We start from the raw sequence: 12,218 nt of genomic DNA, 5'->3' as shown, positions 1-12,218 counted from the left end.
CCCCAATTTCTAATCTACCCACCACCATGAGTGAAAAGAAACTTTCCGCCAACGAATACATCAAGATCGACAGCAACTACCTCCGCGGCACTATCGCGGAAGGCCTTGCCGATCTTTCCACCGGCTCGATGGTCGAGGACGACCAGCAACTGCTGAAATTCCACGGCACCTATCAGCAGGATGACCGCGACATCCGTGCGGGCCGCCGCAAGCACAAGCTGGAGAAGGCGTTCTCCTTCATGATCCGCATCCGCGTGCCGGGCGGCGTCGCCACGCCGCACCAGTGGCTTGAGACGGACCGTCTCGCGACCCAGTTCGCGAACGGCACCATCAAGCTCACGACGCGCCAGGCCTTCCAGTTCCACGGCATCATCAAGACGAATCTCAAGCGCACCATCGCCGAGATCAACCAGGCCGCCATGGACACCATCGCCGCCTGCGGTGACGTGAACCGGAACGTGATGTGCAATCCGAACCCCTATCTCTCGGAAATCCACGCGCAGGCGCTCAAGGCCGCTCAGGACATTTCCGCACACCTCACCCCGCAGACCCGCGCCTATCACGAGATCTGGCTGGACGGTGAGAAAATCGAATCCAGCGAGGAAGAAGTGGAGCCGATCTATGGCAAGACCTATCTCCCGCGGAAGTTCAAGATCACCATCGCCGTTCCGCCGTCGAACGACGTGGACATCTACGCGAACTGCCTTTCCTTCATCGCCATCGTAGAGGACGGGAAGCTTGTCGGATACAATGTCGCCGTCGGAGGCGGCATGGGCTCGACCCATGGCAACGAGGCGACCTACCCGCGCATCGCGGATGTCATCGGCTTCTGCACGCCGGAGCAGGTGGTGGACGTCGCTGAAAAGGTGGTGCTCGTGCAGCGCGATTTCGGCGACCGCACGGACCGCAAGCACTCGCGCTTCAAATACACCGTGGACGACCACGGCCCGGACTGGATCCTCGCCAAGCTGAACGAATACCTCGGTTACGAGCTCGGCCCCGTGCGGGACTTCAAGTTCGAGGACAACGGCGACCGCTATGGCTGGGTGGAGGATGCGAATGGCAATTCCCACCTCACCCTTTTCATCGCCGGTGGCCGCGTGCTCGACACCCCCACCTACCCGATGCGCACCGGATTGCGCGAGATCGCCAAGATCCACGACGGAGACTTCCGCCTGACCGCCAATCAGAACCTCATCATCGCGAACGTTTCTCCTGAGAAGCGTCCCGAGATCGAAAAACTGCTGGAGCAGTACGGCATCAAGGACAGCCACCTGCAAAGCGCGCTGCGTCTCAGTTCTCTGGCTTGTGTGGCTCTTCCGACCTGTGCGCTCGCACTCGCCGAGGCCGAGCGTTTCCTGCCCACCGTTCTGACCGATCTGGAGGAGTCGTTGGAAGAAAACGGCCTGCGTCATGACGCCATCACCATCCGCATGACGGGATGTCCCAACGGCTGCGCCCGGCCCTTCATCTCCGAGATCGGATTCGTCGGTCGTGGCCCGGACCACTACAACCTTTACCTCGGTGGAGGTCACGCCGGGCAGCGTTTGTCCAAACTCTATCGCGAGAACATCGCATCTTCCCAGATCAAGCCACTGCTCGCCCCCATCTTCAGCCACTACGCGAAAGAGCGGAATGACGGCGAGCGCTTTGGTGATTTCTGCATCCGCGCCGGCTATGTCGTCGCAACCGTCCAAGGGCCGGATTTCCTCAAGAACATCAAGCCCGAGGCATTCACCTCAAACAACTGATCCGTTCAACAACCGCGCTCCATCATGGCAGCCATCAAATTTGAAATACCCGCGACCATCTCGCAGGACATCGATCCTGCCGAGCTTTCCGCGGCACTAGCCCCCCTGCGCGCCGGGGACCGCCTCCGTTTGCTTTATGACCAGCTCGGTGAGCGCCTTGTCGCGTCCACCAGTTTCGGCCTGCAGGCGGCGGTCATGCTCCACCTCATTCACGAGCACGCGCCGAAGATTCCGGTCGTGTTCATCGACACCGGATTCCTGTTTCCCGAAACCTACCAGTATATGGAAGAACTCACTTCCAGGCTGAATCTCGATCTACGCGTCTATCAGCCCACGGTTTCCGCCGCGCGCATGCAGGCGCTGTGGGGGAATCTGTGGGAGCAGGGCAAGGACGGTGCGGACCGCTACGGCCTTCTCACCAAGGTCGAACCGATGAACCGCGCCCTCCGCGAAACCGGGGCGGATGTCTGGCTCAGCGGCCTACGCCGTTCCCAGTCCAGCTCACGGGTGGACCGCCCGTTCGTCGAGCAGCAGAAAAAAACCGTGAAAGCCTATCCGATCCTCGATTGGGCCGATGCGCAGGTGGATCTTTATTTCCACCAGAACAACCTGCCCCGCCACCCGCTCGCGGAAAAAGGCTACGTCACGATGGGAGACTGGCACAGCACCCGCCCCGTCGTCGACGGCGACGTGGAGGCCACCCGCTTCAACGGCGAGAAATACGAGTGCGGACTCCACCTCGACTCCACCTCGGCGGATTTCCAAATCTGACAATCGGTGGTGCGGAGCGGATGCTTCGCGATTTGATACCATGGACCTTGTCAACGCTCCTGCCTTCTGTTAGGTGGCAGAGGTAGATGAGTATGCATTGGTGCACTCCCGGCAGATTGATGATTATCGCGCTTGTTATTGGCGTCGGCTTTTCCGGCGCCGCAGCGTATTTTGGAAATCGCTATCTATGGCTTTGTGCGATTTTGACCTTTTTTGCGGGAGTCGCAGGGAATCAGTTCCAGTCTTACTGGGCTTCCAAAGTAAAGCAGCCGCCACCGAATGTTGATGACGTTTTCAGTAACAACAACATCCGGAATCTCGTCTGCCAGGCCATGATTTCCTCCGTTGAAAGAGTGACCGAGCCGCTGCGGGAAAGGCATGGCAATGTCACAGATCTTTTTCGCAGGGCCGGTCATCTTCTGGGAGATCATTTCAAAAAGGACGGAGATCTGCCCGGGGGCCCGCTTTCGGAGTTGCAGGAGGTAAACATCCCCGCCGTCCTCGGTAAATATGCCCATGGGCGGCAAAACGTTCTTTCCAGCGATGAAGCGTGGCCCGCCTTCATCGCCATCACCCCCGGCTTGGAAGATCTCACGGAAACCGAGCGTGCCGATCTCGCGGCGGCCTTGAGTGAAAATTTCGGCGAGGCGCTATGGAATCTCGCGAAGCATGACAATGCAGCCGGAGGGGAGGCCTTTGCGGGCATCCAGTTGCTTTCCCATGCGCAGCTCACAGCGAAGGTGGATTCCCTTAGAAAAATCACTCCTCCTGCGGCATTCGATAAACTTCATACCATTCCGCCACCACCACAGGGATTCATCGGACGGGTGGACGAATTGGAGGAACTGAGGAATCACGCCGGGCAGGGCGGCGCGGTCATTAGCGGACTCAAGGGAATGGGTGGCATCGGCAAGACGGCGCTGGCGTTGGTGCTCGCGCGGGAATGGGCGGCGCGGTTTCCTGATGCCGGGCTGCTGGTGGACGGCCAAGGGCTGAAACGGGACGCCGCTCCCACCGGTGCCGCGCTGTTGGCGCAGATCATTCTCTCCTTCCACCCGGAAACGGGAAATCTGCCCGAGGATGAGGCATCCTTGCGCGGTCTCTATCTCAATGTGCTGCATGGAAAAAAAGCTCTCATCCTGCTCGACAACGCGCGGGACGCTGCGCAGGCCCGGGCCTTGCTGCCACCGGACGGCTGCGCTCTCATCGTCACCTCCCGCGCGAATTTCATGGTCGATGGATGTTCTCCCTACGCTGTCGGAAAACTGAAGGACGCGGAGGCCTCGGATCTCCTGCGCAACGCCTATCCGGAACTGGGCGAGGTGGAGGTGGCGGAGCTGGTGCGTCTCTGTGCCGGATTACCACTGGCGTTGCGCCTCGCCGCCGCCCATCTGAAGCTGGACGCTGGCGACCGTGGTGGCGTGGCCGATGTGGCCGCGTATCTAAAAAAACTCGGCAGAGGTCGACTGGCTTACCTTGATGCCGGTGCTACGGATGCTGGGGAAATCACCATCTCTGAAACCCTCAGTCTCAGTGTAGATTTCTTGACCGGATACCAGCAAGCTGCTTGGAAGAATCTTTCTATTTTCAGCGTAGACTTCGACGTGCTGGCGGCGCAGAAAATAGTTGGCGCGAGCGAGGAAATGCTAGCCTCTTTCCTTCGCCGCAGCCTGTTGGAACCCGTGGGGACGGACCGCTACAAACTCCATGATCTTGCTGCTGCCTACGCTCGCAGTTGCCTCAATGGAGAGGAACTCGACAATCTAACTATCGCCCACGCTCGCCACTATACCGAGGTCGGAAAAGATGCTGAGCGATGGTATCTTGAAAAAGGAAATATGCTCACTGGTTTAGCTCTTTTTGACCGCGAGCGAGCGCAGATCGAGGCCGCTTGGATCGCGTTAGATATGCGGCGGGACGAAGCAACTGCCGAGTTGATGATGGATCTCGTTCACTCCATCAGTTATTGCAGTAATGTCCGATTTCATGCTCGCCAGCGCATCGTTTGGTTGGAAAGTCAGCTTCGCGCCGCCCGTCGTATCGGTCACAGGGGGGAGGAAGGAGCTGCGGTGGGCAATCTTGGCAACGCATACGCCGACTTGGGTGATGCGAGGAAGGCAATTGAGTATTACGAGGCACATTTTGAGATCGCCCGTGAGACTGAGAATCGGTGTGCGGAGGCTAACGCGCTTGGTAACCTCGGCACCGCATATAAAAACTTGGGCGATGCGCGCAAGGCCATAGTCTACCACGAACAATCTTTGCTGTTGTTCCGCGAGATCGGGGACAGGCGTGCGGAGGGGAGATCGCTGGGCAACCTCGGCAACGCGTACAGGAACTTAGGGGATATATGGAAGGCTCTTGAGTATTACGAGGGACGTTTGACAATCGCACGCGAGGTTGGGGATCGGCGCGAGGAGGGAGGTGCGCTCGGTTGTCTCGGTGCTGCTCACTCTACCTTGGATGATGAGCGGACGGCTATAGAGTATCATGAAGAGCACTTAGTGATCGCCCGAGAGATTGGAGACAAGAACGGTCAGGGGGCAGCACTGGGTAATCTCGGCCTCGCTTATATTAAGTTGGGCGAGATACAAAAGTCCATCGGGTATTGTGAAGATTACTTGATAATTGCCAGAGAGATTGGGGATCGGCATGGGGAGGGATGCGCGTTGGGTAAACTCGGCCTCGCACATGCCAGACTAGGCGCGTCAAGTATAGCGATCGAATATTACGATGAACATCTAGTCATCAGCCGAGAGATCGGAGATCGGATTGGCGAAGGAGGAGCGCTGTGGAACTCAGCGAATGAATTTTACAAGATGGGAGAGCGTAAGGAGGCGGTGCGGAGGGCGAAGAAGGCGCTGGAGATTTACGAAGCCATAGAGGCTCCAGAGACTGCCCAAATGTGCAAAGTGCTAGCCAATTGGAAATAATGCGCCGCTGTAAACTCTCAAAGAGATTTATCTGAAAATATTTTGACGTTGTGGGCCTCTTTATATAGCTAGGGTGACAGGTGAGCATTCCGTCAAATTAATGTGTCACAATGTCATGGTTTCCCACTACGTGACGCGTTCCAGTCCTAGTAGGCTGCATCGACGAGGGCTCCGATAGAGACACCTGACTTGACTTGCCTGCACTTCTGGGGGCAAACTGCTTGGGGATTATCCCCTATTCATCATGAACATCGCTGAAAACATGGTTGCCACCGTAGGCAACACCCCGCTGATCCGTCTCAACCACCTCACTGCAGGCCTCGAAGCAGAAGTCTGTGTGAAAGCCGAGTTCTTCAACCCGCTCTTCAGCGTGAAAGACCGTATCGGCAAGGCCATGATCGAAGCCGCTGAAAAAGACGGCTCGCTCAAGCCCGGCGGCCTCATCATCGAGCCGACGTCCGGCAACACCGGCATCGCGCTCGCCTTCGTCGCCCGTGCGAAAGGCTACCGTGTGATCCTCACGATGCCTGAGAGCATGTCCATCGAGCGCCGCGTCCTGCTCCGTCTGCTCGGTGCGGAAATCGTCCTCACCCCACGCGCCCGTGGCATGAACGGCGCCATCGCGATGGCGAAGAAGCTCATCTCCGAGAACCCCGGTTCCTTCGGTCCCGGCCAGTTCGACAATCCTGCCAACCCGCAAGTCCACCGCGAGACGACCGCCGAGGAAATCTGGCGCGATACGGACGGCCAGATCGACGCATTCGTCGCCGGTGTTGGCACGGGCGGCACCATCACCGGTGTGGGTGAGGTCCTCAAATCCCGCGGCAGCGCTAAAGTCATCGCTGTCGAGCCGGTGGCCAGCCCCGTCATTTCCGGCGGCGCACCCGGCCCGCACATGATCCAAGGCATCGGTGCCGGCTTCATCCCCGGCAATCTCAACACCTCCATCATCGACGAGATCATCCAGGTTTCGAACGAGGACGCCATCGCCACCGCCCAGGCCCTCGCCCAGGTCGAAGGCCTGCCAGCCGGTATCTCCACCGGAGCGAACGTCTGGGCCGCCCTCCAGGTCGCGAAGCGTCCTGAGTTCAAAGGCAAGCGCATCGTCACCGTCGGCTGCTCGTCCACCGAGCGCTACCTCTCCACCGCCCTCGCGGAAAAGGTGCGCGAGGAGGTCACGAACCTGCCGGTGAACGAAATCTGATTGATTTTCCATTTCGAAAACGGCGGCATCCAAACGGGTGCCGCCGTTTTTCTTGGAGCGTTCATTCCGAACATTGCTTGCCAGGGACTTCCTGTTCCCCGTGCTGGCTTCTCCGGACAGGATATCCGGCGGAGGCAGTCGCCGGGATGACGACACCCGATTTCCCACCCGGACCTTTGGCTTGCGTCATTGGCGAAATTGTTCAAGCTGCGCACCCTTTGCTTCCCCTGAATCTCCTGATGGTCGTTGAGACATGCTTCGATTTCTCCCAAAAACCCCCGTTTTGAGTTTGGTGCTGCCGGTCGTTTTTTCCGGTGTGGCGATGTCAGACGTGCAGATGCCTCCGTCCTCGGGCCAGGGGCCGATCCGGATGACAGCTCCGAAAGTCTCGGTTCCCACCGCGCCCGCACGTCGTCCCGCCACCACCGCGGCCAGACCGCAGCAGCAGCCCGGCGCCTCTTCGCGGATTCTTTATCCTTGGAAACTCCACGTGACCTGCACGATTTTCTGGATCGGCGAGCAGCCGACGGACCGGAACCCGACGCCGAACTGCAAGTCCTCGTGGGATCAGAATTGGTCGGCCAATTTCGGAGGTTATGACAATCCGGATCCGACACAACGGATCGCCAACCATACGACCGGCGACTTCCGGCCGAAAAATTTCATTCCGAAGCTCAATCCGTTCTACATCGCACTGCCTTACAATGACGTTCTCGGTTGGGCCGCGCACAAGCCGGAAGCATCGCGTGTGATCCCGTGGTTCGGGAGAATGCGTCCCGAGCCGGGGAAAACCGTGTGCAAGGGGCGCTGGGTGCAGATCTACAATGGCAGCCGCAGTTGCTACGCGCAATGGGAGGACTGCGGCCCATGGGTGACTGATGACTGGGAATTCGTATTTGGCAACAAGCCTCCCAAGGCGACCCAGAATGGCGCGGCGGGTATCGACATCTCGCCATCGGTGCGGGACTACCTCGGAATGCGGTCCGGGCAGAAGGTTCACTGGCGTTTCGTCGAGGACGGGCAGGTCCCTTATGGACCGTGGAAAAAGTACGGCCAAGAAGTTGCGGTGACGGCGAGTGCCACCGATCTCGCGGCCCAGCAGCGGTATCTGGAGTATGTGAGGAAGCTCCGCGACGAGCAGTTCCTGAAGAAACCCACTGAGTCCGTGCGGAATTAACCCGGCCAGACTCCGGTTTTCAGAAATTCCAGGCTGAGGCGGATGGCTTCCGGGTGCGTTTGGATGAAGGTGTGGTCGGCATTGATGACGGAAAATCCGCAGAGGCCGTCGATACGCCCCTTTGCCGCAGAGACGATTCCGTCGTTCTCGTCACCGAGCAGTTTTTTGAAAATGGGGATGGAGCAGCGGTTTCCCATGATGACCGCCGCCCGCACCTCTGAAGGAAGCGCGGGTAGATTCTGTGGCACGCCGTCGCTGGCGAGTTCACGGCCCGCCGGTCCGAGGGCGATGTGGAGGAGTGGATGTTTTTTTGACCAATCGACGATCTCACTGCCCGCGTTCGGTGGAGCAAGCATGATGGCCCTTCCTGTCTTCCACCGGACTTCCCCGGCCAACAGTGACCGGAGGAGGATGCCTCCGAGCGAATGGGTGATGAAATGCACGGGGCCGTCGCCGACCTTGTCCTCGATCTGATGCCGGACGTGGGTGACGAGGTGATGGATGGGCAGCCGGGCGGAAGGGTAGGGAATGTTCAGGGTGGAAAAGCCATCGTTTTCCAATGCCCGGGCCAGCGGCTGCATCGCCCGCCAGCCACGCCACAGGCCGTGAAGCAGCACCACCGTGGGGCCGCCCGTGTCATGCCATTGAGGGCGGTCCCAAGGGAATGGCGGAGTCAGCATCTCGGCCCGGTGACGCCACTCGGTGATGGTTTGCATGGCTGGAAGTATGGGAGGAAAACCGGAGTTCGCAAGTCGGGGGGGAGGTCACGTAGTTTCCGCCGGCCGGTCATGGATGAGGTTTGTCGGAACGACTGGCTTGGCTGATCTATTTCTGTTCCGCCTTCTTCGCCAGCGATGCCTTGATCTGGCCGACAAACTCCTGGTCCTGCCGACTCAGCCGGTCCAGCGCGAGTTCGACGGGCTTTTTGTCTATCAACAGCCTGATCTTTCCGTCGCGGACGACGGTGGGGTTTTCCGGCGGAGCGGGCATCACCGGCTCGGTCGCTCCCTTGGGGACCTCCGCGACGATATCTTCGAATGCGATGAGCTTTGCTTCGAGAGGCTTGCCCTCCGCGCTGGTCCAGAAGCGGTTCTGATAGAGCACGACGTGGGTGACGTAGCGGACATTCGGATTCTCAGGTTTCGTGGTGTCGATGGACACGCCGGGATTCACTCCGCCACCTACGGCGCGGGTGGTGAATTTTTTCGGGGTCACGGTGGGATTGGCAGGGATCTCGGTCTGGGCGAAGGCAGCCGGGATCGTGAGAAGTCCGAAAAGCGCAAGGATGGTGAATTTCATGCAGGAATAGTTCAATGTTGCGAACGGAGTTCGGACTTGAGGCGTTCCACCTGGTTCATCAGGTCGAGGATGAGCTTGAGGCCGGAAATGTTCGCCTCGCACGTCTGCCGGAGATGTTCGATGCGGCGGAGTGTGTGGACCGCTTCGTCGTCGAGGTCCGTGCCGCGGATCAATCCCTGTTCCTGATAACGCAGGATGGTTTGCGAGGAAATGCCGGTAAGACGGGCTACGATGTCCAGTTGATAGGTGGCTTCGGTGTCCGGCTCGTAGAGTGGAAGTTCGGAGTTCATCAGGCGGAGGGGTTGCGTGGGTTGAAGGACGAGGCGGCGCGGAGCTTTTCCCATAGTTCTCGTTCCTCCGCGGTGGATCGGGTGGGCAGATGGACGGTGATGGTGGCATGATAGTCGCCACGTTCGCCGGTTTTTCCTTTTGGCAGCCCACGGCCCCGGACGCGGAGCTGCTGGCCGTTCTCGCTGCCTGCGGGGATGCGGAGCTTGATGGACCCATCAAGCGTGGGGACGGTGAGTTCGGTGCCCAGCACGGCTTCCCACGGAGCGAGATCGAGGTCGTAGTAGAGGTCGTGCCCCTCGGTGTGGAAATCCGGATGGGCGGCGTGGCGGACGCGCAGGTAGAGGTCTCCGGCTTCCGCACCGCCGCTGCCGGGTTCGCCCTGGCCCGGGACGCGGATGCGTTTGCCATCGATGACCCCGGTGGGGATGCGGACCTGGAACGATTGTGTCTCGGTACGGCCGGTGCGGGGATCGGTCGTCTGCAGGGATATCGGGCGGACCGCTCCGTGCATGACTTCTTCCAGCGTGACGAGGATGTCGCCCTCGATGTCGCTGCCCCGGCGCTGTCTTTGTCCGGTGTGGGGTGCTCCTGTTTCAGGAAATCCGTAACGGCTCGCACCGCTGAAATATTGCTCGAAGAAATCGCTGAAACCGGTGCCGCCGAAGTTGAACTCCTGGCCGGGACCACCCGGCGCGTCTTGATGGGACTGCCGGGCACCGGCCTGCGGGTTGTCCCAGTTCGAGCCGAGTTCGTCGTATTTTTTGCGCTTCTCGGGATCGCTCAGGACCTCGTTCGCTTCGTTGATTTCCTTGAATTTCTCTTCGGCGGCCTTCTTGTCCGCGGCCACGTCCGGGTGGTGGGTCCGCGCGAGCTTGCGGAAGGCCTTCTTGATGTCGGCGGTGCTGGCGTCGCGCGGAACGCCGAGGGTTTCATAGTAATCTTTGAATGCGGCGGACATGGCTTTGCTGTTAACGCACTAAAGCAGGATCACGGCGGTTGTCCAGAGATGCGGAGGAGCGTGTCTTCCTGTGGCAATGGAAAGGTTCAGGTCTTCCGGAATCCGCGCAAGGCGAACATCCCGGCCGAACCGATGACCAGCGCGGCGGCTCCCGCGGAGAGGTAGATCCACGTGGGAACGGGGATCCTGGATTTGAATTGGATGGTGAAGGGCGTCTTGACCGCCGCTGCCAACGGCTGGTCCCATATCAGCGTCCGCCCTCCGTTTTCCGTCCGCATGGCATTGGTAAGGATAGGGGCTTGCGGCAGATGCAGGATATAGGTCAACCGCCGGTCCTTGAACTGTGATGCGGGCAGCAGGGATGATCCGGGCAGAGCGTTGCCGGCGGAGATGGTGCGCGAGAAATCCAGCGCCCATCCGTGACGGGAGACGCGCACCTTCCCCGCAAGTCCATTTGCGGAGGAGGGGAGTTTCTTCATCGGATCGCTCCTTGAAATTTCTCTCAGCTCCAGGGCGGAGTCGAACGAGGCTTTCACCCGGATTTTCAAGCGATCCCCATCTGTGACCACCTCGTGGCTGGAAGACGTGAGACCCGGAGCATCCCGGAGGAATTTCGCCAGCAGTTTTTCCACTCCTTCCGCTCCGCCTTGGAATCTGGCGGCGACGGCGGGCAGGGTGTAGGTGACATCCGCCCTGCCGCTGCCATCCGCGTTCAGCCAGATCTCCTCGTGGCCGTCGATGCATGAGGTGAGCAGGCACACGGCAACGAGAACCAACAGGCGGACGAGATGGCGTGCGGAACTCATGTCAGCTCCGGCGGGAGGGGGAATCCGGAAGACGCGCCGGTGTTGCGGGCCGGGAGGGCTTTGAAAAGTTGTGGCAGATCCGGAAGGTCCGATGCCGAGCGCGCGCGCTGTGAGGAGATGATCTTTCCATCACGGAAAAGGAACGCGCCGGGCATTTGCAAACCGTCGCCCGCGAGGTGGCCCATGCCGCAGCCCTTGAAGATCGAGATGGCGCCGCGCCACCAGACCTGCGGGCCGAAGAGTTCGAGGAAGCCTCCCTTGCCCAGGCCGAACGCGCGATAGAGTTCGCAGCGGGGATCGGCGATCCGCGAGATGCCTCCATCCTCCCGCAGATACGCGGTTTCCTTGCCGCTCTGAAGCATGTGGACGAGCACCAGATCCGCGCCATGCTCGGTGGCTTCCCGTTCGATTTCCTCGAGTCCGCGCAGGATCTGGCGGGTGAAGGTGCAGCCGAAGTGACGGAGGAAGACCATGGCCAGCAGTTTGTTTTCAGACGCCTGGGCGAGCGTCCTGCCGTCGGACAGTTGATAGTTTTCCGCCGCCTCTTCGACGGAGTAAGGTTCCGACCGCGTCGGAGGGACACCGGTATGCGCGCGGACGCAGGCCCACAGGATGACCGCGAAGGGGGCCCACCAGATGAGGTCGTCCACGAAAAGCATCCATACCGAGCGCAGATGGATCTTGTTTTCCACAATCGGTGTGACGAAACCGACGATGCCGAGCGTGAATTTCAATAAGCCGGTGAGCACGATCCTCCAGTTCCGCATCGGGCTTTTCGATGCCAGCACCAGAGCGATGCCGAAGACGCCAAGCATGAATCCGATGCCCTGCCAGAGCAGCGGGTGGTTCGGATGCTCGATGCCGATCCAGTCGAACCACAGGCACGGCCAGAAGATCGCCCAGACGGCGAACAGGATGTGGTAAAGTCCGGCGGCGAGCAGGACATTCCGCATCCAGCGCGGGGTCTCGCAGCGGCCGTTCTTACAGGAAAAGGGCATGGCGGATCGTAGCGGGCATTTCGGACGGTG

General features: G+C 59.9%; 11 protein-coding genes. 5 read left to right on the top strand and 6 right to left on the bottom strand.

From position 1 onward, the window contains the following. Nucleotides 1-26 precede the first annotated feature (26 nt). The 5 genes from JIN84_RS21080 to JIN84_RS21060 all read left to right on the top strand — a co-directional run bounded on the left by JIN84_RS21080 (nucleotide 27) and on the right by JIN84_RS21060 (nucleotide 7,836). Nucleotides 27-1,751, top strand: coding sequence for an NADPH-dependent assimilatory sulfite reductase hemoprotein subunit (locus tag JIN84_RS21080; RefSeq protein ID WP_200353082.1), 1,725 nt, complete (start codon nucleotides 27-29; stop codon nucleotides 1,749-1,751). Between the two features lie 24 nt (nucleotides 1,752-1,775). Beyond that, nucleotides 1,776-2,522, top strand: a complete 747-nt coding sequence (locus tag JIN84_RS21075) for a phosphoadenylyl-sulfate reductase (protein ID WP_200353081.1) — start codon at nucleotides 1,776-1,778, stop codon at nucleotides 2,520-2,522. Between the two features lie 119 nt (nucleotides 2,523-2,641). Then, nucleotides 2,642-5,455: a tetratricopeptide repeat protein gene (locus JIN84_RS21070; protein WP_200353080.1), complete on the top strand. Its 2,814-nt coding sequence runs from the start codon at nucleotides 2,642-2,644 to the stop codon at nucleotides 5,453-5,455. 244 nt (nucleotides 5,456-5,699) lie between these two features. Continuing rightward, nucleotides 5,700-6,659, top strand: coding sequence for a cysteine synthase A (gene cysK / locus JIN84_RS21065; protein WP_200353079.1), 960 nt, complete (start codon nucleotides 5,700-5,702; stop codon nucleotides 6,657-6,659). A gap of 322 nt (nucleotides 6,660-6,981) precedes the next feature. Next, nucleotides 6,982-7,836 (top strand): hypothetical protein, encoded by an 855-nt coding sequence (locus JIN84_RS21060; RefSeq protein ID WP_234043640.1) that lies wholly within the window; start codon nucleotides 6,982-6,984, stop codon nucleotides 7,834-7,836. Here JIN84_RS21060 and JIN84_RS21055 read toward each other — a convergent pair. The 6 genes from JIN84_RS21055 to JIN84_RS21030 all read right to left on the bottom strand — a co-directional run bounded on the left by JIN84_RS21055 (nucleotide 7,833) and on the right by JIN84_RS21030 (nucleotide 12,188). Continuing rightward, nucleotides 7,833-8,552: an alpha/beta hydrolase gene (locus JIN84_RS21055; RefSeq protein WP_200353078.1), complete on the bottom strand. Its 720-nt coding sequence runs from the start codon at nucleotides 8,550-8,552 to the stop codon at nucleotides 7,833-7,835. The genes JIN84_RS21060 and JIN84_RS21055 overlap by 4 nt on opposite strands. A 109-nt stretch (nucleotides 8,553-8,661) precedes the next feature. Beyond that, nucleotides 8,662-9,135: a hypothetical protein gene (locus JIN84_RS21050; protein ID WP_200353077.1), complete on the bottom strand. Its 474-nt coding sequence runs from the start codon at nucleotides 9,133-9,135 to the stop codon at nucleotides 8,662-8,664. A gap of 11 nt (nucleotides 9,136-9,146) precedes the next feature. Beyond that, on the bottom strand, nucleotides 9,147-9,425 hold the full coding sequence (locus JIN84_RS21045; protein WP_200353076.1) for a chaperone modulator CbpM: 279 nt from the start codon (nucleotides 9,423-9,425) through the stop codon (nucleotides 9,147-9,149). Next, nucleotides 9,425-10,384 (bottom strand): DnaJ C-terminal domain-containing protein, encoded by a 960-nt coding sequence (locus tag JIN84_RS21040; protein WP_200353075.1) that lies wholly within the window; start codon nucleotides 10,382-10,384, stop codon nucleotides 9,425-9,427. The genes JIN84_RS21045 and JIN84_RS21040 overlap by 1 nt, the downstream gene beginning before the upstream one ends. Before the next feature lie 86 nt (nucleotides 10,385-10,470). After that, complete coding sequence (locus JIN84_RS21035) at nucleotides 10,471-11,190, bottom strand: hypothetical protein (RefSeq protein ID WP_200353074.1); 720 nt, start codon at nucleotides 11,188-11,190, stop codon at nucleotides 10,471-10,473. Beyond that, nucleotides 11,187-12,188, bottom strand: coding sequence for an AhpC/TSA family protein (locus JIN84_RS21030; RefSeq protein WP_200353073.1), 1,002 nt, complete (start codon nucleotides 12,186-12,188; stop codon nucleotides 11,187-11,189). Before JIN84_RS21030 ends, JIN84_RS21035 begins: the two co-directional genes overlap by 4 nt. Between the last annotated feature and the right edge of the window lie 30 nt (nucleotides 12,189-12,218).

Source organism: Luteolibacter yonseiensis, from assembly GCF_016595465.1.
Lineage (GTDB): Bacteria > Verrucomicrobiota > Verrucomicrobiia > Verrucomicrobiales > Akkermansiaceae > Luteolibacter > Luteolibacter yonseiensis.
The sequence above is the reverse complement of the archived record's forward strand: the minus strand, read 5'-3'. Positions and strand labels throughout refer to the sequence as shown.